The sequence below is a fragment of the Candidatus Symbiopectobacterium sp. 'North America' genome (assembly GCF_015762685.1).
Classification (GTDB): Bacteria; Pseudomonadota; Gammaproteobacteria; order Enterobacterales; family Enterobacteriaceae; genus Symbiopectobacterium.
The window spans coordinates 16,819-40,325 of sequence record NZ_PEHF01000049.1; the positions used below are offsets into that span (position 1 = coordinate 16,819).

The following is a 23,507-nucleotide window of genomic DNA, read 5'->3' on the forward strand; positions in this document are numbered from 1 at the left end:
TGGCTTAAAACAAGAATACCCACTTAGAGGTATTCTGCGCACGACTTTAAACCATATGAAGGGAGTGGGTAATAATGAAAAAAACGTCTTTGGCTCTACTCGTCGCAACGTTGCTGCCTGTCTTCGCTCAGGCGCATCAGGCCGGTGATTTTATTGTGCGTGCAGGAACGGCTACCGTGCGCCCGAATGCGGGTGGTGATACGGTGCTTAACGTCAGCTCTTTCAACGTCGATAACGATACGCAGTTGGGGCTGACGTTCAGCTACATGGTCACCGACAACATTGGCGTGGAGTTGCTAGCTGCAACCCCGTTTACGCACAATGTTGGGTTGCAAACCATCGGTAATATCGCGCAGGTCAGCCATCTGCCGCCTTCATTGATGGCGCAGTATTATTTCCGCGATGCAAAAGACAAACTGCGTTCTTATCTTAGTGTCGGGATCAACTGCACCATGTTCTTTGATGAGAAATTCAACGATCGTGGCAAGAATCTGGGATTAGGATTGAGCTATCTTAGCGTGAAAAATTCCTTGGGTGTGGCAGCACAGGCCGGGTTGGATAATAACTGGCTGATTAACGCTTCGATCTGGTGGATGAATATTGATACCGATGTGCGTTTTAATTCTTCATTGGGCCCACAATCGATCAGTACCCGTCTCGATCCGTTTACCTTTATGCTTGGTGTTGGTTATGGTTTTTAATATAGTCACAACCTGACATTAACAATTTTCTCTGCGGCGCTTTCAAGCGCCGTATTTATTTCCATATAAACTATCACGCACTAAATTATTTTTTTACTGGCACAAAAAAACGGCGGGTATTAATCCGCCGTTTTTCAACACAGGGTAAAACAAATCAATGAGACTAACGTAATAAACGGTTAGCTATTAGAAGTTGTACTGCACACCAACACGGTAGCGAGTTTGACGTTCGTCAGTGACCGTACTGCCTTCAACATTGCCAACTTGAACATACGGTGTCCAGTTTTTGTCAATTTTGTAGGACAATTTAACATCATGAGTTATGTTGTCGTTTTCTTTGTCAGCGATGTAACCAACGGAACCTGCTTTGGTGTTTTTGTTGTACTCAAATTTGTATTCAACGGTGAAGTTCGCTGGCAATTTATAGCCCAGAGTGCTGGTAATGGTATAACCAGACATATCGGTGTTCTTGCCCGCTTGACCAATGTTTCCGCTGTTACGTTGGTAGAAAGGACGATAGCGCAGACCATAATACAGAGAATCAGTGATGTTCGCTGTACCTTTGATATAAGGACGATATTTAGTCGTGTCTTGATCTGTTACGAAGTTCAGACCAGCTTCAACACCAAAGGTTTTATCGAACTTGTACAGATAGCTCGCAGTTACTTCAGTACCGCTGCTCACAGGTTCGTTGAAAGGTTTGTTCGGCGTGGTATCGTTTTTGTGTTGTTTCCACTTACCTTCTATGGACAGACCAAAACCGTTGTCAAAACGGTTAGAGATCAACAGACGGTCAGCGTGGTTTGCATTGACGGTATCTTTCATTTCATGACGGTAGTCAAAGGTCACAGCCATGCTGCTCATGCTGACTAACGAGGTTACCAACACTGCGAGTAATTTAGCTTTCATTATATTATCCCATGTCAAGAGAATTATTATTAAAGAGAAGATGCTACTTTTTTATAGCAAGTCCATTGTATGTATTCTTTCTTACAGTAATGTGAACAAGATCTTCAAAATCAGATATTAGTTCAGCTATTTCATTTTTGTGATTTCGTTCAGTTAATTAAACGAAATTTTATGTATTTAAATTTGAAATATATTTATTATTGCTTATTTAATTGTATTAAAAATCGGATTGATGCCTGGAGAATACCTTCAAAAAATAATCATAAACAGGGTATTGCCAGTGCAAAAAAATATTTTTTCCACTGCCCTACGCGGGAGCAGATTCGATAAACGGTGGGGTTGGCGAGATAACGCAATGAAAAATGCTGTCCCCGTCAGAGAGGAACCTGACGGGGAAGGGGAAAAAGCCTGAATTAGCCGCGCGTCGCGGCTTTCATACGGCTGACAAAATCATGCAGTTTTGCCAGCATCACTTCTGGCTGATGACGATGTTGTTCAATGATACGTATGATGGCTGAGCCTGAAATAGCACCTGCGGCACCGGAAGCGATAGCCTATTTTACCTGAGAAAGTTCTGAAATACCAAAGCCTTGCAGAGACGGCGCGGCGTGATATTCCGTCAGCGTGGCTACCAGGTGGTACAACGGCAGTTCAGCGCGCTTCTCCGCGCCCGTCACGCCTGCACGCGACAACAGATAGGTATAACCACGACCATGAGTGGCAATCTCTCTGAGCAAGGCGTCATTCGCGTTAGGCGGGCAGATAAAGATGGGCGCAACGTTGTGTCGCAAAGCGGCCGCGCGGAAGGGCGCAGATTCTTCAATCGGCACCTCGGCGATCAACACGGAATCAACCCCTGCATCGGCACAGCGCTGATAAAAGGCATCGATACCATTGCTGAAGACCAGATTGGCATACATCAACAGACCAATAGGCATGGTAGGGTGCTTTTGACGGATGGTCGCCAGCATCTCAAAACAGTGGCCGGGAGTCACTCCCGCCTCGAAGGCGCGCAAAGTCGCGGCCTGAATCGTGGGGCCGTCCGCCAGAGGATCGGAAAACAGGATGCCTAATTCTAACGCATCATTCTAACGCATCGGCACCGGCATCGATTAACGTATCAATAATCTGTAATGATAGTGCCGGGTTTGGATCGCCCAAGGTTACGAAGGGAACAAAGGCACCTTCCTGCTTTTCCGCCAACTGCGCAAATCGTTGTTGATAACGCTCCATCAGATCTCCCCCCGACCTTTCAAAATATCGTGCACTGTAAATATGTCTTTCTCGCCACGGCCAGAGAGGTTAACCACCAGCAGTTGCTCTTTCTCTGGCTCCTGACGAATCATCTTCAAGGCATGTGCCAACGCGTGGGAAGATTCCAGCGCTGGAATGATCCCTTCATGGCGGGACAATTCCTGAAACGCATCGAGTGCTTCATCATCGGTAATATAGACGTAGTCGGCGCGCCCGATACTGTTCAGGTGGGCATGCTGAGGGCCCACTGACGGGAAGTCCAGCCCGGCAGAAATAGAGTAGGACTCCTCGATTTGGCCATCGGACGTTTGCATCATGGGCGATTTCATCCCAAAGTAGATCCCGACGCGACCATGTTTCAGCGGTGCGCCATGTTGCCCGCTTTCAATACCCAGTCCCGCTGGTTCAACGCCAATCAAACGCACCGGGGTTTCTTCGATAAAATCGGCAAACATGCCAATGGCATTGGAACCGCCGCCCATGCAGGCGATGACGGCATCAGGCAAACGTCCTTCGTGCTCCAGAATCTGCGCTTTGGTTTCTTCGCCAATTATGCGCTGGAATTCACGCACAATCGTCGGGAACGGGTGCGGCCCGGCTGCGGTACCTAATAGATAGTGAGCCTTGTCATAACTGCCGGACCAGTCGCGCAGTGCCTCGTTACAGGCATCTTTCAGCGTAGAAGAGCCGCTGTGCACCGGGATCACCTCGGCCCCCATCAGACGCATACGGAACACGTTAGGTGACTGACGTTCAACTTCTTTGGCCCCCATATAGATGCGACATTTCAGACTGAGCAGGGCACATGCCAGCGCGGTTGCCACAACATGTTGTCCTGCGCCGGTTTCAGCGATGATCTCGGTTTTCCCATGCGCTTGGCTAACAGCGCCTGACCCAGTACCTGGTTGGTTTTATGTGCACCGCCGTGTAACAAATCTTCCCGCTTAAGATACAGCGTGGCGCGAGTGCCCTGGGTCAGGTTACGGCAACGGGTGAGCGCCGTGGGACGACCGGCATAGTTTTTCAGTAAATCGGTAAAGGCGGCCTGAAATTCAGGATCTTTTTGTGCGTCGATAAAGGCCTGTTCCAATTGTTGTAACGCGGGGATCAGTATCTGCGGTACATACTGCCCGCCGAATTCACCAAAGTAAGGATTAAGTAACGTCATAATGTTCCTGTTTGTCCTGTTTGTCCTGTTTGTCCTGTTTGTCCTGTTTGTCCTGTTTGTCCTGTTTGTCCTGTTTGTCCTGTTTGTCCTGTTTGTCCTGTTTGTCCTGTTTGTCCTGTCAGTGCTAATCGAAAAATTAAAGCGTGTCGCGCCGTACTGTCCGGCGATTATTACGGATAGAGCGGGGCAAAGGCGGCATGTATTTTCACCGCGTCTTTGATCCCAGGCTCTCTTTCGACACCTGAGTTAACGTCCAGCCCGGCACAGCCGAACTGTGCGGCTTTCGCGCTATTGAACACATTCACGCCCCCCGCCAGCAGCACGTTACTCAGGTCAGCATCATGCAATAAATTCCAGTCAAAACGCTCACCGCTACCGCCTTGTCCGTTATCAAACAGGTAGCGATTCACTCCGGCAAAATCGCGTTTAGGCAGTCTTTTTTCAACGCTGAGCGCTTTCCAAATCTGGCAGGTGGCGGGCAGCAACGCGCGCAACTCATCAATGGCGGTCTGGTTTTCGTTGCCGTGCAATTGCACGGCGAACAATCCCAGGTATCGGGCCGTTTGCGCAATCTCAGCGGTGGCCGCGTTACGGAATACGCCAACGTAGCGCAACGGTGCACCGGACATTACCGTTGGTGCGAATTCCGGTGTCACATAACACGGTGAAGAGGGGACAAAGATCAAGCAACCGTACACTGCACCGGCGTTATACGCCGCAGCGGCATCTATCGCACGCGTGAGTCCGCACACTTTATTTTCGCCCAGAATAAGACGGCGCACCGCCAATGACAGATTGGGCTCTGACATCAGCGAACTGCCAACCAGAAAGCCGTTAGCGTAGGCGCTGAGCTCGCGAATTTGTGCCGCGTTATGAATCCCGGACTCACTGATAACCGTAACACTTTTGGGCAAGCGCGGGGCCAGTGTGCGAGTGCGATCGAGATCGATAGAAAGATCGCGCAGATCGCGATTATTGATACCGACCACGCGGGCGTTGAGCGCGATAGCCCGTTCCAGCTCAGCCTCGTTACTCACCTCTGTCAACACGCCCATTTTCAGGCTGTGGGCAACCTGGGCCAGTTCGCGGTATTCGTGATCGTCCAGTACGGAGAGCATCAGCAGAATGGCATCGGCCTGATAATGGCGAGCCAGATAAATCTGGTATTCCGAGATGATGAAATCTTTGCACAGCACCGGTTGTCTGACGACGGCGCTGATGCGCGGTAAAAAATCAAAACTGCCCTGAAAATATGTCTCATCGGTCAGCACCGAGATGGCGGAGGCGTAATCGCTGTAGACGCGAGCAATGGTCACCGGATCAAAATCTTCGCGAATCAGCCCTTTGGAAGGCGATGTCTTTTTGCATTCCAGAATAAACGCGGGCTTTTTATGTTTGAGCGCCGCATAAAAATCGCGCTGGCTAGGAACAAGATCCGCTTGAAAACTGGATAACAGCTGTGCTTGCTGGCGCGCAACAATCCAACTCACTTTATCCTTTACGATTTTACCCAGTACGGTCTTGTTCAGTTCTGATTCTTGCATAGCACCTTTACACTCTGGCGGCGAGCGCTGTCACGCGCTGATAAGCCTGCCCGCTGTGAATAACATCCAATGCCTGCTGCGCGTTCTGGCGCAAATCTTCTTGTCCGAACAGGCGCAACAGTAATGCAACTTTGGCGGCCATGGCATTTGCGTGCGCGCGTTCACCTTTGCCTTGTAACAGACGTGTCAGAATATCACGGTTTTCTTCGGGCAGCCCGCCCTGAAGTGCAGAAAGCGGGGCGCTCTCGAGACCAAAATCACGGTGGGTCAGCTCGTAGGTTTCCACCTTGCCATCGCGCAGTTCTGCCACCTGAGTAGGGGCGTGCAGCGCGACTTCATCCATACCGCCGCCGTGCACGACGGCAGCACTTTGATAGCCGAGCACACGCAGCGTTTCGGCGATGGGCGTCACCAGATGCGGGCTGTAAACCCCAATCAGCGCCAGCGGCGGGCGCGCCGGGGCCCCAGCACGTTAAACAGCGTGCGGGTTTTCAGCAACTGACGTACTGGCATCGCGTGGCGAAATCCGGTGTGGTATTGCGGTGCAAACAAAAATCAGACGCCCAGGTCGTCCAGTGCCTGACGTGATTGCTCAGGTGCCATATCCAGTTTAATGCCGAATGCAGACAGCAGATCGGAAGAGCCTGAACGGCTGGAGACGCTGCGGTTGCCGTGCTTGGCGACCTTCACGCCGCAACTGGCGGCAACGAACGCGCTGGTCGTTGAGATATTGATGCTGTTGGTGCCATCCCCGCCGGTGCCGACGATATCGGCAAACAGGTAGTCAGGGCGTGGGAAAGGCTGCGCATCCGCCAGTAAGGCAGCAGCTGCACCAGCGATCTCTTCCGGGTGCTCGCCGCGCACCTTCATGCTGATCAGGGCGGCTGCCAACTGTGCGGGCTTTAACTCGCCGTGCACAATCGCGCTGAACAGCGCCTGACTCTCAGCGCGAGAAATGGCCTGAGCGCCAAACAGTTTTTCCAGAATGGCCTGCTTTTCCAGTGTGGTATCGAGCGAAGCGGCGGTCAGCGTATTTACAGAAGCGTACATAATATATCCTTAAATTCGGTAATGATTTTTGTTGTGAGTCGCGATAAGGCCTATGCCAGCGCTCACGCCAGCGTCTGCTCCAGCAGACGGGCACCGTGAGTGGTCAGGATAGATTCGGGGTGAAACTGGAAGCCGCAGACGCGATCGGCGTCATGACGCACTGCCATCACCATGCCATTAAAATGGGCATTGACTGTGAGTTCATCAGGCTCCTGACTGCCCACCATTGAGTGGTAACGCGCCACCGGTAAGGGGTTAGGCAATCCCTGAAACATCGCCTGGCCGTCGTGTTCAATGGACGAGACTTTACCGTGCAGGATTTCACTGGCTTGACCCACGTGGCCGCCATAGGCTTCAACAATCGCCTGATGCCCCAAAACAGACGCCAATAATCGGCAAACGACCGCGCAGTTGGGTTAACAGCGCAGGCATGCAACCGGCCTGCGCTGGAGTGCCAGGGCCGGGCGAGAGCATCAGAACCGGTTTTTCCAGGGTTTTCAGGCGGGCAATGATGGTATCCACAGGCATCTGATTGCGGTAAATCACTACGTTATGGCCGCTGGCGCGTAGTTGGTCCACCAAGTTGTAGGTGAAAGAATCAATGTTATCGAGCAATAGGATATCGGCCATCAGAAGATCTCCTTGGCATGGTGAGCCGTGGCAATGGCGCGAAGCACCGCGCGCGCTTTGTTTCGGGTTTCGTCCGCTTCCGCTTGTGGCTGCGAGTCGAGCACCACGCCCGCTCCAGACTGAACGGTAGCGATACAGTCTTCAACATAGGCAGAGCGGATAACGATGCAGGTGTCCAAATCGCCGTGAGCCGTGAAATAGCCCACGGCACCACAGTAGCTGCCGCGTCGCGTTTTTTCACTTTCGGCAATCAGTTGCATGGCGCGTACTTTTGGCGCACCGCTCAGCGTGCCCATGTTCATGCAGGCCCGGTAGGCGTGCAGTACATCCAAATCCTTACGCAACGTACCGACAACGCGGGAAACCAGATGCATCACGAAAGAGTAGCGATCCACTTTGGTCAGATCGGCCACGTAGCGACTACCGGGTTCACAGATACGCGCCAGATCGACCAGCATCAGGTGCTCTGCCAGCTCTTTATGGTCAGTGCGCATTTCCAGCTCAATGCGGCTGTCGAGATCGCGATCCAGTGAACCATCGGCACGACGGCCGCGCGGGCGCGTACCGGCAATGGGATAGATTTCGATCTGACGAGAATCCGCGTCGTATTTCAGCAAGCTTTCAGGAGAGGCACCAAACAAGGTGAAGTCATTATCCTGCATAAAGAACATATAGGGGCTTGGGTTGTTCTCTTTTAGCGTCTGGTACGCGGCCAGTGGCGATGGGCACGGCAGGGAGAAACGGCGTGACGGCACCACCTGGAAGGTTTCACCAATGCGAATCGCTTACTGCATTTGACGCACCACGGCACCGTATTCTTCGTCACTCAGGTTACAGCTGAGCGCCATATCCGTCAGTGTCTGACGCGGCAGCGCGGGTGCAGGCTGCTGCAACTGGTGCCCTAACTGTGCCAGGCGATGTTGCAGGCGCTGACGTTCGGTTGCATCTGGCGTGAACAGGCTGGCCTGTAAATGCGTGACGCGCTGTTGGTGATCCAGAATCAACAAGGTTTCTGCCAGATAAATACAGTAATCCGGGCAGCGCTGCTGTTGGCTTAGTGGCGGTAATGCTTCAAACCCGGCAACCAAATCGTAAGCAAACAGACCACCGAAGAACATCGCTTCCCGCTCATTAGCAGGGCTGGTTACCAGCGTTTGCAGCAGACGCAGTGCGTCAAACACGGACAGCGAACGCAGACGCACATCTTCGTCTTGCTGGGTATCAACTGCGGGGAAGGTCAATTCACGGCCGTTGGGGCGCACGGCGACATCGATATCTGCCGGTAACAGTTGGTCAAGCAGTGGCAGCAGTGTCGCACCGTTAGCGGTCAATGCCTGAATGGAGACCTGCTGCCCCAGTGCGGTGATACGAAGTGCTCTATCAATGATCAACAGGCTTTTCAGATCCTGTTTACTGTCAATTTCAGCAGATTCCAGCAGCAGCGTGGTCGGTCGGGCACCGCACAGCTGATGGAAAACCGCACTCGGATTATCGCGATAAGCGGCTTCGATGCGCAGCAGTTCAAGCTGCGGCTTATCGGTGGATGAAGATATCGTTGCTGATGTTTGCATCGTCGCTACTCTGGTTGTCTGCTGTTAGTTTTATGTCGGTTTTACGTCATCGCACAGCAGTAAGTCATAAAAAAAACCGCCAATTAAGCGGGTTTAGATATTTTGCATGTTGTGATAACAGCTATGCGTTAATACTCCACCCGCCACAGGGAAGAGCGCCACCAACCAATGGTTTTGAAGCTGCCGCGTAGGTTGCTATTTACCACTGCGAGAAAGTGCGTTGCCATTATCACATTTCCATCTATTTGCTGAATTTTCGTACTAGTTAACTAGTTTATAAGCGCGTTATCAACGGGTTAACGCATTTTATTTTATCGGTACCGTACCGCAGTCGTGTGGTTCCCCTGCGGCGGTGTTTAATGGCATGATGTCCCGCGTCTCAGATCCCCTGAGCAGCATTAACAACCATAGGTGCCTGTGTGTCCGAACTTTCCGTTGCTCTGTCTCCCAGTCTGCTGTTTGATTTGCACAGCCACACTACCGCTTCGGATGGAGAACTGTCGCCCGGCGATCTGGTGCAACGCGCCGTTGAGATGCGCGTTGGTGTTCTGGCGATTACCGATCACGATACCGTGGCGGGACTGGCTGCCGCGCAGCAGGTGATAGCCGCATTGAATCTGCCGTTACGGCTGGTGCCTGGGCTTGAGATCTCCACCCTGTGGGAAAATCATGAGATTCATATTGTCGGTTTAGGTATTGATCCCCAACACGTCGCCCTGACGCACCTGCTTGAACAGCAGAAGGCGCGCCGCTGGCAGCGTGCGCAGGCAATCAGTGAGCAGTTGGAGAAGGCGCGTATTCCGGGCGCACTGGAAGGGGCACAGCGTCTTGCCGGAGAGGGCGAAATCACCCGTAGTCATTTTGCCCGTTTTCTGGTGGAGCAGGGCAAGGCCAGCAATGTGGGGCAGGTGTTCAAATCCTATCTGGCAAAAGGGAAAACCGGATATGTCCCGCCGCAGTGGTGTACAATAGCAGAAGCCGTTGATGTTATTCATCATGCGGGCGGTGTGGCGGTACTGGCGCATCCTGGGCGCTATGATTTGTCTCCCAAATGGCTCAAGCGGGTGCTGGCCAGTTTTGTGGCAGCTGCGGGGGATGCGATGGAGGTCGCCCAGTGCCAACAAGCGCCGGACGAACGAACTCAACTGGCGCGTTACGCGCAGGATTTTCAGCTCTATGCCTCACAGGGCTCTGATTTTCACCGTCTCTGCGCCTGGATAGAGTTGGGGCGCAAGCTCTGGTTGCCCGGCGGTGTAACGCCGGTGTGGCAACATCCCGTGCTGGCAGCACTGCCGTTGACCGCAGACGCGTTGCACCGCGACGGATGCGAAACGTCGCGCTAAATTCGATGTTTAAGGACGTATCATGAGTCAGTTTTTTTATATTCATCCACAAAACCCTCAGCCGCGGTTGATCAATCAATCTGTTGATGTGCTGCGTAAAGGTGGCGTGCTGGTCTATCCCACCGATTCCGGTTACGCATTGGGATGTATGCTGGGGGAGAAAAATGCGATGGAGCGCATTTGCCAAATTCGCCATCTGGACAGCAACCACAACTTCACCATCGTGTGTCGCGATCTTTCCGAAATATCCACCTATGCCTATGTGGACAATGCAGTATTTCGCCTGATCAAAAACAATACGCCCGGTAACTACACCTTTATTTTGAAAGCCACCAAAGAGGTGCCGCGTCGATTGATGAGTGAAAAGCGCAAAACCATCGGCCTGCGTGTGCCTTCTAACGAGATTGCGCTGGCGCTGTTGGAAGCGCTGAATGAGCCGCTAATGTCGACTACATTGATGCTGCCGGGTAATGATTTTGCGGAATCCGATCCGAAGGAAATTCATGATCATTTGGGCAAACGGGTAGATTTGATTATCCACGGTGGATTTCTGGGGCAAAAACCCACAACGGTGATTGATTTGACCGACTCCACGCCGGTTGTGGTGCGTGAAGGCACCGGTGATATCTCACCGTTTCAGTGATCAAAACGCCCCCTGTGCCTTGTGTTCAGCTTTCAGGCTCCGACAGCGAATGGCACAGCGAAAATTGGGTAATCGGGTGCTGTTCCCAGCCTGCTTGTAAAAATAACGGGGTCAACGCCTGTGGTACGGCGACAGGCGTTGAAATCCCCCTCGAACTGTGCAGCCAGTGCCTGAAGTACCCGTTGTGCATGATCTTGCCGCCGGGCGGGGGGCATGACATAAAGCGCCCGCAACTGTGGCTTGGTAAACGCGGTGGCAACGATGGCGTAGGCATCATTGCCTCAGCGATATCCTTGTGTCGGCAGTGCAACCGTGCCCAAAGGATCGATCATCCAGGGTAACGCGTTATTAGGTGTTGCGATCATGCTGCCAATAACGGTGACCGGATCGCACCGCGTTAATGCTACCGTACTGTTTATTGCCTCACTCGCCAGTGGTGCAGTAAAGCCGCACAGGATGTCTTGACGTGTAAACCCCATCCTGTCATACAAGGCTATGCCTGCCGAATTGCTGCTAATCACCTCAAGCCACAGGGCGCTATCCCCCCGTTGATGCGCTTCACGCAGCAGTTGCTCTAACATCGCGGTTCCCAAACCGCCACGGCGCCAGCGCGGATGAATGGCAAAGGCGGCCAAGCGGCAACGCGAGCCGCGTCGCACCATGATTGCCAGCGCCACCGGATTCCAGCGCCACCGGATTATTGTTGGCGCTCCAGATGCGACTCTCGGTCAACGACAGACCCTCGGCGTTAAAACGCGTGGCAAACGTCGGGCCATCGAGGGTGAAAGGGACAACATAATCCGTGAAGCACTCGGTCAATATGGCGGCGAGCTGATGGCTGTTGTAGTGCGTGGCATCACGGCAGACCAGCGGTGAAATCGATGTCATGGACGTTTCCTGTAGTGTCGGCGCTAGCGTATACGGTTCCCTGGAAACAGGATTATCGATCGATATGCCGTTGTATTCAAAAAAGATACGCTTTTTAGCCTAAAATTCATGTAGAATGATAGGCCACTCGCGCTACGGGTACGGCGATGTGGCTATAAGCAGTAGGGGGCATTGCCCGGATTCCTCTGTTAAACAGATACTCATCAGTGAGTTATGCGGAAATTAAAGTTAACTCATTGTTTTATCCGACGCCTGTGAAGGCGACACTCTGAGGCTGCTCAATGAGCGAAAAGTTACAAAAAGTGCTGGCGCGCGCTGGCCACGGCTCACGCCGCGAGATCGAAGGCATTATCCAGGCAGGCCGTGTGAGCGTGGACGGCAAAATTGCGACGCTGGGCGACCGCGTCGAGGTGACCAAGGCAACCCGCATTCGTATCGATGGTCACGTGGTTTCTGTTAAAGAAACGGAAGAAGCGATCTGCCGCGTACTGATTTATTACAAACCAGAAGGTGAGCTTTGCACCCGCAGCGATCCCGATGGTCGCCCGACGGTGTTCGATCGTTTGCCGAAAATGCGCGGTTCGCGCTGGGTGGCGGTAGGACGTCTGGATGTGAATACCTCCGGCCTGCTGCTGTTCACCACCGACGGCGAATTGGCAAACCGCTTGATGCATCCCAGTCATGAAGTGGAACGCGAATATGCGGTGCGTGTGTTTGGTGAAGTGGATGAGGATAAACTCAAGCTGCTGACCAAAGGCGTACAGCTTGATGACGGTCCTGCATCGTTCTGCACCCTGAAGTACAGCGGTGGCGAAGGATTAAACCAGTGGTATAACGTCACGCTGACAGAAGGGCGTAACCGAGAAGTGCGTCGTCTGTGGGAAGCGGTTGGCGTGCAGGTAAGTCGCCTGATTCGTGTGCGCTATGGCGACATTCCATTACCAAAAGGGTTGCCGCGCGGTGGCTGGACAGAAATGCCGCTCGAACAGCTTAACTATCTGCGCGAACTGGTGCAATTGCCGGCGGAAACCACCAGCAAGTTGCCGGTTGAGCGTGAGCGTCGTCGGGTGAAAGCCAATCAAATTCGGCGTGCGGTAAAACGCCATGGTCAGGCTGGTCCTGCGCGGCGCAGTGCGCCAAAGCGTAACGGCTAAGTGTGATGTTAAAAGCGTGACGTTAAGGTAGTCGGTATTACTCGGGGTGTTGCCGCCGCCACACCCCGTAACAGCAATAATGAATCTTGTTACCAATCGATGCCTTGCTGGGCCTTTATACCCGCATCAAACGCATGTTTTGTCGGCCGCATTTTCGTTACCGTATCCTCCAATTCCAGCAATTCGCGGTGGCAGCCGCGTCCGGTAATAATCACGCTCTGATTGGACGGTCGCTGTTGTAATGCGGTCACTACCTCATCCAGCGCCAGGTAGTCGTAGCTCACCATGTAGGTCAACTCATCCAGGATCACCAGATCGAGCGTAGCATCGGACAACATGCTGCCAGACGGCTTGCGCCGCCAGCGTATCGCCTGTGCGATCCTGCGTATCCCAGGTAAACCCGGTCGCCATCACCTGAAACTCAACGCCGCGATCGGCGAGCAGGTTGCGCTCGCCGTTGGGCCATTCACCTTTGATAAATTGAATTACGCCAACGCGCAGGCCATGTCGCACCGCGCGTGTCGCGGTGCCAAACGCCGCTGTGGTTTTACCCTTGCCGTTGCCGGTGAAAACCATCAGGATGCCACGCACCTCGTTGGCCGCGGCAATGCGTTCGTCAACCCGTTGTTTCAGCTTTTGCTGGCGCTGCTTGTGGCGATCGTTATCCATTGTGAGGGCTCTTTATACCGCTGGGCCGGGTTTTCTTCCCGGTTGTGCGTCGAAACTCATGCCGGTTTTGCGTTTGCTGTCATCGCCCATCAAATAAAGGTAGCGCGGCATAATATCAGCCGGGGTTTTGAGACGTTGCGGATCTTCATCCGGGAACGCGCTGGCATGCATTGCGGTGCGCGTCCCACCTGGATTGATACAGTTAACGCGCAAATGCTGGTTACGATACTCGTCGGCCAAGACCTGCATAAGCCCTTCTGTAGCGAATTTGGAAGCCGCATAGGCTCCCCATTCCGCGCGGCCCACGCGACCCACACTGGAACTGGTGAACACCAGAGAGGGGCTGGCGGCTTTTAACAACAGGGGCAACAACACCTGCGTCAGCATAAAGGTGGCATTCACGTTAACTTGCATGACTTGATGCCAGGTCGCAGGATCCTGTTCGGTAATCGGTGCGATATCCCCAAGCAACCCCGCGTTATGCAGTACACCGTCAAGGTGTGGTATCTGTTTTCCCAGGTCAGTCGCCAGCGCAGCGCACGTCTCGGCGGTGACTGTTAATAAATCGCAGGGCACAACCAGAGATGATGTCCCCGTTTCACGCAGGATTTCTGCTTGCACATCCTGTAATTTATGCGCGGTGCGGCCCAGCAGGATCAACCGGGCACCGTAGCGTGCGTAAGTGAGCGCGGCTTCGCGCCCAATACTATCGCCCGCACCGGTGACCAGAATTAGGCGGTGTTTAAGAAGGTGATTCATAGGTTGATAATGCACGGTGCTTTCCTCTATACGCCGCAAACCATAAGACGTAAAGGCAGTTATGCCTCAATGTGTCGGTGAATTCAATGCGCGTCGGGCGCATTCTTAGGCCACTGCGGTAAAAACAGCAACAGGTGTAAAAAACCCATGAATAACATCGCCATATTTCACGCCATACGTTATGCCGTATTTTTGCTCCCGCGCCGGTTTGATGAAAACTGTGGAGTGTCGTAAGACGAGCGGTATGATGGTGTGGTGTGTCGCAGGCAACTGCACAGGTAAACATCGGCGGCGTCATGATATGACTCAGTAAACGAGGGACGGTATTTGTGGAATTGCTTTCTCAGTACGGCTTATTTCTGGCAAAAGTAGTCACGATAGTGCTGGCCATTGGCGTACTGGTCGTGTTGACCTTTGGTGTCACGCAGCGAAAATGCCCGCGCAAACGGGAGTTGCAGGTGATGAATCTGGGCGAACAGTATCGCGAAATGCAAAATGAAATGCGCGATACCTGCATGAGTGATGCGGAACGCAAACTGGTTGCGAAGCGGAAGAAAAAAGAGGACAAAGCTGCCGCTAAAGAAGAGAAACTGCGCGCCAAACGCGGCGATGAGAAATTGTGAAACCACGTCTTTACGTATTGAATTTTAACGGCAGCATGGACGCAGGGTGAAGTCTCGGCGGTGCTGGCGGTCGCTACGCCGCAGGATGAAGTGTTGTTACGTCTGGAAAGCCCCGGCGGTGTAGTGCACGGTTATGGGTTGGCCGCTTCTCAGTTGCAGCGCCTGCGCGATGGTGGCATTCGGTTGACGGTTGCGGTGGATACATGATGGCGTGTGTGGCCGATCGCATTGTCGCGGCTCCGTTTACCATCATCGGTTCTATTGGGGTAGTGGCTCAGATACCCAACTTCAATCGGTTGCTGAAAAACAATGATATCGATGTGGAACTGCATACCGCCGGTGAATATAAGCGCACCCTGACGCTGTTTGGTGAGAATACGGAGCAGGGTCGTGAAAAATTCCGTGAAGAGCTGAACGTGACTCACGGTCTGTTTAAGCAGTTTGTCAAAGAGATGCGACCCACGCTGGATATCGATAAAACCGCCACCGGCGAGCATTGGTTTGGCACGCAGGCGCAAACGTTAGGGCTGGTCGATGCGATTGGCACCAGCGACGATTTACTGATTCAGGAAATAACCACGCATGAAGTGTTGAGTGTGCGCTATACGCGTCGCAAGCGCCTGCTGGATAAAATCATGGGGAACGCGGGTGACTCCGCTGAGCGTCTGCTGCTGCGTTGGTGGCAGCGGGGCAGCCACCCGTTCGTTTGATGCATTTAACCCTGTGCGCGGTGCGTACAGGGTTAACCTGCTTAGTCGATCAACTGATACTTCTCTGACAATTTATGCGCCAAGTGCTTGAACATGTTAAACACCGCCGTAGTTTTTAATGTCGGCAGGCCGTTGTCATCCAGGAAATAATCCCCTTTAAATATCAGCACGCCATTCTTCTGATCAACGTCGGTGGCAATCATACCGTGAAGATAGTCATCGTGGTTTTGAATCAGACGGTTAGCCTGTTCCAATAACGTCTGGCGGTCGATCGGGGTTCTCTCTGTGGCGCTGTTCTCCGCGGCCATAGTCACGTTGTCTGACATAGTGTTACTCTTGCTAAAACTCATGGCGCTATTCTAACGCCACCCCGACGGCATCCGCTTTTGCTTTTTTGCGCTTTTTTTATGAACCTTTGAAAACAGGTTGATAAGACGACGTAATTTTTATGAAGACTACGCGGTTGTCAGCCGATAACGATGAGCAGTAGAGGTTGGCGAAAACCGCGTTTCCATGCTAATTAGGTTGCGTGGCGGCATTTATCAGGTAGAGTGTCGGATTTTGTATCGTTAAGCGGAAAAAATTCTTTACGGTGTTGCAGCAGCATAAGCGGCACCGCGGGCAGTTAACCGTCATTACAGCAAAAAAACGTGGATGGTCATGTGGTTATGGAATGGTTTATTGACCGTTACGTACTCTTGAATCTCCACCTAGTGAAGCTGGAAGTACGCGAACAGGCGTAACGGTAGAGAATAAATGATGTATATGTCCCTTGAAAAAGGGACCAGACGCCCTCAACAACACGTTAATATGAAGCATTCGGTAGGTAACAATACATATGGGTAAAGCTCTCGTCATAGTTGAGTCCCCGGCCAAAGCCAAAACAATCAACAAATATCTAGGCAATGACTACGTAGTGAAATCGAGCGTCGGTCATGTGCGTGATTTGCCGACCAGCGGTTCTGCGGCGGCGAAGAAGAGCGCTGAGCCTGGCAAAGCAAAAAAAGCCGGCAAAAAAGATGAGCGCACCGCGCTGGTCAATCGTATGGGGGTCGATCCGTACCACTGCTGGCAGGCTGATTACGAAATACTGCCCGGCAAAGAGAAAGTGGTCTCTGAACTGAAAACGCTGGCGGCCAATGCTGACCACGTCTATCTCGCAACCGACCTTGACCGCGAAGGGGAAGCCATTGCCTGGCACCTGCGGGAAATCATTGGGGGCGATGAAGGCCGTTTCAGCCGCGTGGTGTTTAACGAAATCACCAAAAATGCCATCAAACAGGCGTTTGAAAAACCAGATAAATTAAATATCGACAGGGTCAATGCGCAGCAAGCACGGCGTTTTATGGACCGTGTCGTGGGCTACATGGTTTCTCCGCTGTTGTGGAAAAAAATCGCCCGTGGGCTTTCTGCTGGTCGCGTGCAGTCCGTTGCGGTGCGTCTGGTGGTAGAGCGCGAACGCGAAATCAAGGCCTTTATCCCGGAAGAGTACTGGGAACTGCATGCGGATTTGCTGTCATCGAGTGCCGCATTGCAAATGCAGGTGACGCACTTTGATGGCAAGCCGTTCAAGCCGGTTAATAAAGCGCAAACAGCGGCGGCGGTCAGCGTGCTGGAGACCGCACGCTATGTGGTCGCGGAACGCGAAGACAAGTCCACCAGTAGCAAGCCGGGGGCACCTTTCATCACCTCCACGCTGCAACAGGCGGCAAGTACCCGCTTGGGGTTTGGTGTTAAAAAAACCATGATGATGGCACAGCGCTTGTACGAAGCGGGTTACATCACCTACATGCGTACTGACTCTACCAACCTGAGTCAGGATGCACTGACCATGGCGCGCGATTATATTGCGTCCAGCTTTGGCAAAGCTTACCTGCCGGAGAGCGCGAACCTCTACAGCAGTAAAGAAAATTCTCAGGAAGCGCATGAAGCGATTCGTCCCTCGGATGTCGCCGTTCTGGTGGATGCGCTGAAGGATATGGAAGCTGATGCGCAGAAACTCTACCAGTTGATCTGGTGTCAATTCGTGGCTTGCCAAATGACTCCGGCCAAATATGACTCTACAACGCTGTTGGTGAACGCGGAAGGCTATCGATTACGTGCCAAAGGACGCACTCTGCGTTTTGATGGCTGGACCAAAGTAATGCCCGCGCTGCGTAAAGGTGATGAAGACCGTACGCTGCCGACCGTTGAGGTAGGGGAAGTGATGTCCCTGGATAAACTGCTGCCGAGCCAGCATTTTACCAAACCACCTGCCCGCTATAGCGATGCCTCGCTGGTAAAAGAGTTGGAAAAACGTGGTATTGGTCGTCCATCTACATACGCCTCTATCATTTCAACCATTCAGGATCGTGGCTATGTGCGGGTGGAAAACCGCCGTTTCTACGCGGAAAAAATGGGTGAAATTGTCACTGACCGTCTGGAAGAAAACTTCCGCGAGTTGATGAACTACGATTTTACTGCGCGCATGGAAAGTAGCCTCGATCAGGTCGCCAACAATCAGGCGGAGTGGAAAGGGGTACTGGATGAGTTTTTTGCCGAATTCAGCCAGCAGTTAGAAAAAGCGGAAATGGGTCCGGAAGCGGGAGGAATGCGACCCAATGCCATGGTGCTGACCACCATCGATTGCCCCACCTGTGGACGCAAGATGGGGATTCGTACCGCCAGCACCGGCGTGTTTCTCGGCTGTTCCGGCTATGCATTGACGCCAAAAGAGCGCTGCAAGACCACCATCAACCTGATCCCTGAAGCAGAAGTGCTGAATGTGCTGGAAGGGGATGAGGCTGAAACCAATGCGCTGCGTGCCCGCCGTCGTTGCGGTAAGTGCGGTACGGCGATGGACAGCTACCTGATCGATAACCAACGCAAACTGCACGTGTGCGGTAATAACCCAGCATGTGACGGCTATGAGATCGAAAACGGTGAGTTTCGTATCAAGGGCTACGACGGTCCGGTGGTGGAGTGCGACAAATGTGGTTCCGATATGCACCTGAAAATGGGACGTTTTGGTAAGTACATGGCCTGCACCAACGAAACCTGTAACAACACCCGCAAAATTTTGCGCAATGGTGAAGTCGCGCCGCCGAAGGAAGATCCGGTTCCCTTACCCGAACTGCCGTGCGAAAAATCCGATGCCTATTTCGTGCTGCGTGACGGTGCAGCAGGGGTATTCCTGGCCGCTAATACCTTCCCTAAATCGCGCGAAACCCGCGCGCCGTTAGTGGAAGAGTTGGTGCGATTCCGCGATCGTCTGCCAGAAAAACTGCGCTATCTGGCTGATGCGCCGGTGGAGGATACCGAAGGCAACAAAGCGGTGGTGTGCTTTAGTCGTAAAACCAAGCAGCAATACGTTGCTTCGGAGAAAAACGGTAAGGCGACAGGGTGGTCTGCATTCTATGTAGACGGCAAGTGGACTTCTGAGAAAAAATAATTCGCTGCCAGGTGAATAAAAGCCAACTTCCCCCCGTCATTCCCGCGAAAGCGGGAATCCCTTGCAGAAGAAACGCGTTTATTCTCACAGAGATCCTCGGCTTTCGCCGAGGATGACGAAGTGTAAGTGATGTTGTAAGCCATCTGAGCCAGCCTTTTGGGCTGGCTTTTTTGATCTGGGTAGGAAGATAGCGATCTAGGTGAGAGGATCGCGCCGCCGTGTGCTAGAATGAGCGCCCTCACTCAGCGCACGTTGAGGGCGATATTTTTATCGAAGTAAAGATAATAGTTATATAAAAATATTTTTTATGATTAAATGACCTTAATATGATAAAATAACCGCCTGCTTTTCATCGCGTAAATGTTGCAGCGTCATGAAAAAGTAAAGCAACGGTAGATTATTTATTCGTGCCTGATGCACATGCTCAATAACATGGGATGACATATGAAATTGCAACAGCTTCGTTATATCGTTGAAGTTGTTAATCATAACTTGAATGTTTCCTCAACGGCTGAGGGTCTGTACACCTCGCAGCCGGGGATCAGTAAACAGGTGAGAATGCTGGAAGATGAGCTGGGAATTCAAATTTTTGCGCGTAGCGGTAAACACCTGACTCAGGTAACGCCGGCAGGTCAGGAAGTGGTGCGTATTGCCCGGGAACTGCTCTCTAAGGTGGATGCCATCAAGGCCGTAGCAGGAGAGCACACCTATCCTGATAAAGGTTCGCTCTATGTGGCTACCACGCATACGCAGGCGCGTTACGCACTGCCGGATGTCATCAAAGGATTTATTGAGCGTTATCCTCGTGTTTCACTGGATATGCATCAGGGATCGCCAACGCAGATAGCCGAAGCGGTCGCGAAAGGGACGGCAGATTTTGCCATCGCTACTGAGGCGCTGCATCTGTATGACGGTTTGATCATGCTGCCGTGCTACCACTGGAATCGCGCGGTGGTGGTTAAACCCGATCATCCGTTGGCAACGAAGAAAGATATCACCATTGAAGAACTGGCAGCCTATCCGATTGTTACCTACACCTTCGGTTTTACCGGCCGCTCGGAGCTGGATACTGCATTCAACCGCGCTGGGTTGACGCCGCGCATCGTGTTCACCGCCACGGATGCTGATGTGATCAAAACCTACGTGCGTCTGGGGTTAGGCGTTGGTGTCATCGCCAACATGGCCGTCGATCCGCGCACGGAGACGGATCTGGTGACCATTAACGCGAACAGCATTTTTAGCTACAGCACTACCAAGATTGGGTTCCGGCTCAGTACCTTCCTGCGCAGCTACATGTATGATTTTATTCAGCGCTTTGCGCCGCACCTCACGCGTGATGTGGTGGATTCTGCCATTGCTTTGCGATCAAATGAGGAAATTGAAGCTATGTTTAAGGATATAACGCTGCCAGTGAAATAGCGTCGATTATTCATCAAAGAGGTGCATGGCATGATCAAGCTTGTGCTATCAGTAGTGGCCTGTGCGCTAGTAGTGATATCGGGCATCGTTCTGCATGGCCTCTCCGCTTTTTAACTCCCTGAACGCGCCCAGCAGACGTTATCGTTTTCGCTGGGCGATGCACGTCTTGAAGGCACGCTGTTGCTGCCTGATAAAAAACACAACCCGCCCGTGGTGCTGCTAGTGCACGGCGACGGTGCCCAGGACCGCTGGTCTGACGGCGGCTACCTTCCGCTGGTAAATGCGCTTGTTGCCCAGGGCATTGGCGTATTTTCCTGGGATAAGCCCGGCGTAACGGCCAGCACCGGTGATTGGCTGGCACAAACGCTACGCGATCGTGCGGATGAAGCGGTTGCCGCACTGCATGTGTTGCGTGCACGGCCAGAGTTGAAAGAGAGTCGTCTGGGATTTCTCGGTTTTTCTCAAGCGGGATGGGTGGTACCTAAAGCCAGTCAGCGTTCAACGGCAGATTTTATCGTGTTGATTGGCCCTGCAATAAACTGGCGCGAGCAAGGCTTCTACTACATGCAGCAGCGTTTAGCCATGGAAGGGGCAGAGCCGTCGGAGATTACCGCTGCCATCGCGAGAGAACGTGTAGCCTATTCACAACGCTTTACGCCCCAAACGGTGATTCAACCTTGCTCGTCACGTTGCACTCGAGACTATTTTGAGCGACGTAATGCGTTGTCGGATGCACGTCAGGACATTGCCGCACAGCACGTGTCGGTGATGGTGCTGATGGGGCTCAGGATCTCAATGTTTCCTCGAAGGAAACATTAACGGTGTGGAGTCGGTTACTGCCGGTGGCAACTTCACGCTGCTTGCGCGAAGTCAAAGATGCCACCCACGGCTTGCTGCGCGCCAAATGGTTTAATTATCAACTGAACGACCAATGGCCGCGCTGGACGAAGTGGGGATATTTAGCTGCAGGGCAGTCTGCTTACGCACCCGGTGCCCTGGACGCGATATCACAATGGATCTTGGCAAGACGTTGCTGAATGTGTTGCGTCGCCTCAGGCGTATACCTTGTCACCGAACTCGCACAAATCTTCAATCAGGCAGGAGCCGCAGCGCGGTTTTCGGGCGATGCAGGTGTAACGTCCGTGCAGAATCAGCCAGTGGTGGCAGTCGATTTTGAATTCTGCTGGCACCACCTTCAATAGCTTTTCTTCTACCGCATCCACATTTTTTCCCGGTGCGAATCCGGTGTGGTTGCATACGCGGAAAATATGCGTGTCAACGGCGATGGTGGGCCAACCAAAGGCGGTGTTTAACACCACGTTCGCGGTTTTACGACCGACACCGGGCAGAGCTTCCAGCGCTTCGCAATTTTCTGGTACCTGACCCTGATGCTTGTCTAACAGAATACGGCAGGTCTTGATGATGTTTTCAGCTTTGCTGTTAAACAGGCCAATGGTGCGGATATAGGTTTTTACACCGTCAACCCCAAGTGCCAACAAGGCTTCTGGAGTGTTGGCGATCGGATAGAGTTTTGCCGTGGCTTTATTCACGCTGACATCTGTGGCCTGTGCTGAAAGCAGTACGGCTATCAACAGCTCGAACGGTGTCTCAAAGTGTAATTCTGTGGTCGGATGCGGATTCGCATAGCGCAGACGACGCAAGATTTCGCCGCGTTTTTCCTTGTTCATCGTCTTATCCTTGTGCTTATGGTGCCGTTCCGGTTAGCAGTGTCAACTGCTGTAACGTTCTGTTTTACCACGCTGACGGCGCGGCGGCGTTTCATTTTTTCGTCAATCAGGTATTTGGCGGCAAGCAACAGCGCCAAACTGATAAACGCGCCAGGCGGCAGCATCGCCAGCAAGAAAGGAGTATCAACGTGGATCACTTCGATGCGCAGCGCTTTGGCCCAATTGCCGAGCAGTAAGTCCGCACCGTCAAACAGCGTGCCATTACCCAGTAATTCACGCAGGGACCCCAATACGAACATGGTACAGGTCGCTCCCATTCCCATGGCGAAACCATCCAGTGCCGAAAGGGCGACAGGGTTTTGCGCGGCGTAGGCTTCCGCACGTCCGATCACCAAACAGTTAGTGACGATCAGTGGAATAAAAATGCCCAGCGACTGGTATAAGCCGTAGGCATAGGCGTTAATCAGCATTTCCACCGAACTGACCACGGCTGCGATAATCATCACATAAATAGGAATGCGGATTTCAGACGGGACCCAGCGGCGCATGGCGGAAATCGCTGCATTGGTACAGGTCAGTACCAGCGTGGTGGCTAACCCTAGGCCCAAGGCATTGGTGGCGGTGGAGGTGACGGCCAGCAGCGGGCACATGCCTAGCAGTTGCACCAGCGCCGAGTTGTTTTTCCAAAGCCCCTGGGCCAGAAGGTGTTTCACTTCACTCATGTTACTCTGCTCCACAATTCGGCAATGTCGCCAGGCGTGCCGGGATGGTCTGCATAAAAAGCGCAGTCCGTTTGCTGGCGTTTACCACGGCGCGGGGCGTGATGGTGGCACCGGTGAACTGATCGTATTCACCACCATCCTTTTTGACGGCCCACTGGCGATCGTCGGCACCTTGCACGGTGCGCCCGGTAAAGCGGGTTATCCAGTCGGATACCCGCAGATCAATTTTGTCGCCCAGACCTGGCGTTTCATGGTGCTCGGTCACCCGAACTCCGAGTACCTTACCATGGAAATCGGCCCCTATCAGCAGATGAATGGCACCGGAATAGCCATCCGATGCGCTGGATTCAATGGCTGCCGCCACCGGGGTATCGCCTTTGCGAGCAATATAAAGATGGCGCGCGGATGTCGTGCCCAGCTCCTCATCGGTGACAAGGTAACATTCTTGCAGAATGTTGTTGTCGTAAATATCCGGCGGAATCACCTGATCCAACAACGCCTTTTGTTGCAACTGCGCCTGATGGGCAATGGTCGGTTTGGTCAGGGTATTGACCATCTCCGTCAAGCCGGTGGTCAAGGCGGCAAACAGCGCCAGCGTGGTCGCGTGACGTCGCATTGTACTGATCATGCTA

18 protein-coding genes, 6 pseudogenes and 1 other annotated feature are annotated in these 23,507 nt (G+C 52.8%); of the genes and pseudogenes, 9 read left to right on the top strand and 15 right to left on the bottom strand.

The window, feature by feature from the left end; translation table 11 throughout:
* Nucleotides 1–74: 74 nt before the first annotated feature.
* Nucleotides 75–701, top strand: coding sequence for an outer membrane protein OmpW (gene ompW / locus CS369_RS10765; protein ID WP_196907085.1), 627 nt, complete (start codon nucleotides 75–77; stop codon nucleotides 699–701).
* 186 nt (nucleotides 702–887) lie between these two features.
* Here ompW and CS369_RS10770 read toward each other — a convergent pair whose 3' ends face one another.
* The 6 genes and pseudogenes from CS369_RS10770 to CS369_RS10805 all read right to left on the bottom strand — a co-directional run bounded on the left by CS369_RS10770 (nucleotide 888) and on the right by CS369_RS10805 (nucleotide 8,827).
* Nucleotides 888–1,610, bottom strand: a complete 723-nt coding sequence (locus CS369_RS10770) for an oligogalacturonate-specific porin KdgM family protein (RefSeq protein WP_196907086.1) — start codon at nucleotides 1,608–1,610, stop codon at nucleotides 888–890.
* A gap of 413 nt (nucleotides 1,611–2,023) precedes the next feature.
* Nucleotides 2,024–2,843, bottom strand: a pseudogene (trpA, locus tag CS369_RS10775) (tryptophan synthase subunit alpha).
* A pseudogene (gene trpB / locus CS369_RS10780) lies at nucleotides 2,843–4,035 on the bottom strand (tryptophan synthase subunit beta). Before trpB ends, trpA begins: the two co-directional pseudogenes overlap by 1 nt.
* A 167-nt stretch (nucleotides 4,036–4,202) precedes the next feature.
* Nucleotides 4,203–5,576, bottom strand: a complete 1,374-nt coding sequence (gene trpCF, locus CS369_RS10790; RefSeq protein ID WP_244664937.1) for a bifunctional indole-3-glycerol-phosphate synthase TrpC/phosphoribosylanthranilate isomerase TrpF — start codon at nucleotides 5,574–5,576, stop codon at nucleotides 4,203–4,205.
* 7 nt (nucleotides 5,577–5,583) lie between these two features.
* Nucleotides 5,584–7,256: pseudogene (trpD, locus tag CS369_RS23505) on the bottom strand (bifunctional anthranilate synthase glutamate amidotransferase component TrpG/anthranilate phosphoribosyltransferase TrpD).
* Nucleotides 7,256–8,827, bottom strand: a pseudogene (locus CS369_RS10805) (anthranilate synthase component 1). Before CS369_RS10805 ends, trpD begins: the two co-directional pseudogenes overlap by 1 nt.
* Nucleotides 8,828–8,893: 66 nt before the next feature.
* Nucleotides 8,894–8,997 (bottom strand) — a sequence feature (Trp leader region).
* Between the two features lie 249 nt (nucleotides 8,998–9,246).
* Between CS369_RS10805 and CS369_RS10810 the strand changes: the two are divergent.
* Nucleotides 9,247–10,170 (top strand): PHP domain-containing protein, encoded by a 924-nt coding sequence (locus CS369_RS10810; RefSeq protein ID WP_280514766.1) that lies wholly within the window; start codon nucleotides 9,247–9,249, stop codon nucleotides 10,168–10,170.
* A gap of 22 nt (nucleotides 10,171–10,192) precedes the next feature.
* Nucleotides 10,193–10,813, top strand: coding sequence for an L-threonylcarbamoyladenylate synthase (locus tag CS369_RS10815; RefSeq protein ID WP_196907087.1), 621 nt, complete (start codon nucleotides 10,193–10,195; stop codon nucleotides 10,811–10,813).
* A 25-nt stretch (nucleotides 10,814–10,838) separates the two neighbouring features.
* On the opposite strand, the gene CS369_RS10820 is transcribed toward CS369_RS10815, so the two are convergent.
* The 3 genes from CS369_RS10820 to CS369_RS10830 are packed head-to-tail and all read right to left on the bottom strand — an operon-like array spanning nucleotide 10,839 to nucleotide 11,701.
* The gene (locus CS369_RS10820) at nucleotides 10,839–11,090 is read right to left on the bottom strand and encodes a hypothetical protein (protein WP_196907088.1); all 252 of its coding nucleotides are present in this window, start codon (nucleotides 11,088–11,090) and stop codon (nucleotides 10,839–10,841) included.
* Between the two features lie 4 nt (nucleotides 11,091–11,094).
* A complete protein-coding gene (locus CS369_RS10825; protein WP_196907089.1) occupies nucleotides 11,095–11,475 on the bottom strand; it encodes an N-acetyltransferase in 381 nt (126 codons plus the stop codon).
* On the bottom strand, nucleotides 11,372–11,701 hold the full coding sequence (locus CS369_RS10830; RefSeq protein WP_196907090.1) for a hypothetical protein: 330 nt from the start codon (nucleotides 11,699–11,701) through the stop codon (nucleotides 11,372–11,374). The genes CS369_RS10825 and CS369_RS10830 overlap by 104 nt, the downstream gene beginning before the upstream one ends.
* Nucleotides 11,702–11,982: 281 nt before the next feature.
* On the opposite strand from CS369_RS10830, the gene rluB reads away from it, so the two are divergent.
* On the top strand, nucleotides 11,983–12,855 hold the full coding sequence (rluB, locus tag CS369_RS10835) for a 23S rRNA pseudouridine(2605) synthase RluB (RefSeq protein ID WP_196907091.1): 873 nt from the start codon (nucleotides 11,983–11,985) through the stop codon (nucleotides 12,853–12,855).
* A gap of 89 nt (nucleotides 12,856–12,944) precedes the next feature.
* Here rluB and cobO read toward each other — a convergent pair.
* Both cobO and CS369_RS10845 read right to left on the bottom strand, forming a co-directional pair.
* Nucleotides 12,945–13,524, bottom strand: a pseudogene (gene cobO / locus CS369_RS10840) (cob(I)yrinic acid a,c-diamide adenosyltransferase).
* 12 nt (nucleotides 13,525–13,536) lie between these two features.
* Nucleotides 13,537–14,298 (bottom strand): YciK family oxidoreductase, encoded by a 762-nt coding sequence (locus CS369_RS10845; protein WP_196907092.1) that lies wholly within the window; start codon nucleotides 14,296–14,298, stop codon nucleotides 13,537–13,539.
* Nucleotides 14,299–14,663: 365 nt separating this feature from the next.
* On the opposite strand from CS369_RS10845, the pseudogene CS369_RS23510 reads away from it, so the two are divergent.
* A pseudogene (locus CS369_RS23510) lies at nucleotides 14,664–15,113 on the top strand (hypothetical protein).
* On the top strand, nucleotides 15,110–15,616 hold the full coding sequence (gene sohB / locus CS369_RS23515) for a protease SohB (protein WP_244664938.1): 507 nt from the start codon (nucleotides 15,110–15,112) through the stop codon (nucleotides 15,614–15,616). The pseudogene CS369_RS23510 and the gene sohB overlap by 4 nt, the downstream one beginning before the upstream one ends.
* A gap of 41 nt (nucleotides 15,617–15,657) precedes the next feature.
* On the opposite strand, the gene CS369_RS10855 is transcribed toward sohB, so the two are convergent.
* Nucleotides 15,658–15,942: a YciN family protein gene (locus CS369_RS10855; protein ID WP_196907093.1), complete on the bottom strand. Its 285-nt coding sequence runs from the start codon at nucleotides 15,940–15,942 to the stop codon at nucleotides 15,658–15,660.
* Between the two features lie 512 nt (nucleotides 15,943–16,454).
* On the opposite strand from CS369_RS10855, the gene topA reads away from it, so the two are divergent.
* From topA to CS369_RS23520, 3 genes are all read left to right on the top strand, one after another.
* Nucleotides 16,455–19,046: a type I DNA topoisomerase gene (gene topA / locus CS369_RS10860; protein WP_196907094.1), complete on the top strand. Its 2,592-nt coding sequence runs from the start codon at nucleotides 16,455–16,457 to the stop codon at nucleotides 19,044–19,046.
* A gap of 444 nt (nucleotides 19,047–19,490) precedes the next feature.
* Nucleotides 19,491–20,465, top strand: a complete 975-nt coding sequence (gene cysB / locus CS369_RS10865; RefSeq protein ID WP_196907095.1) for an HTH-type transcriptional regulator CysB — start codon at nucleotides 19,491–19,493, stop codon at nucleotides 20,463–20,465.
* A 180-nt stretch (nucleotides 20,466–20,645) separates the two neighbouring features.
* On the top strand, nucleotides 20,646–21,284 hold the full coding sequence (locus CS369_RS23520) for a S9 family peptidase (RefSeq protein WP_244664939.1): 639 nt from the start codon (nucleotides 20,646–20,648) through the stop codon (nucleotides 21,282–21,284).
* Nucleotides 21,285–21,517: 233 nt separating this feature from the next.
* Here CS369_RS23520 and nth read toward each other — a convergent pair whose 3' ends face one another.
* The 3 genes from nth to rsxG are packed head-to-tail and all read right to left on the bottom strand — an operon-like array spanning nucleotide 21,518 to nucleotide 23,503.
* Nucleotides 21,518–22,153, bottom strand: coding sequence for an endonuclease III (gene nth, locus CS369_RS10875; protein WP_196907096.1), 636 nt, complete (start codon nucleotides 22,151–22,153; stop codon nucleotides 21,518–21,520).
* Nucleotides 22,150–22,875 (bottom strand): electron transport complex subunit E, encoded by a 726-nt coding sequence (locus CS369_RS10880; RefSeq protein ID WP_196907097.1) that lies wholly within the window; start codon nucleotides 22,873–22,875, stop codon nucleotides 22,150–22,152. The genes nth and CS369_RS10880 overlap by 4 nt, the downstream gene beginning before the upstream one ends.
* Before the next feature lies 1 nt (nucleotide 22,876).
* Complete coding sequence (rsxG, locus tag CS369_RS10885) at nucleotides 22,877–23,503, bottom strand: electron transport complex subunit RsxG (RefSeq protein ID WP_196907098.1); 627 nt, start codon at nucleotides 23,501–23,503, stop codon at nucleotides 22,877–22,879.
* Nucleotides 23,504–23,507: the final 4 nt, after the last annotated feature.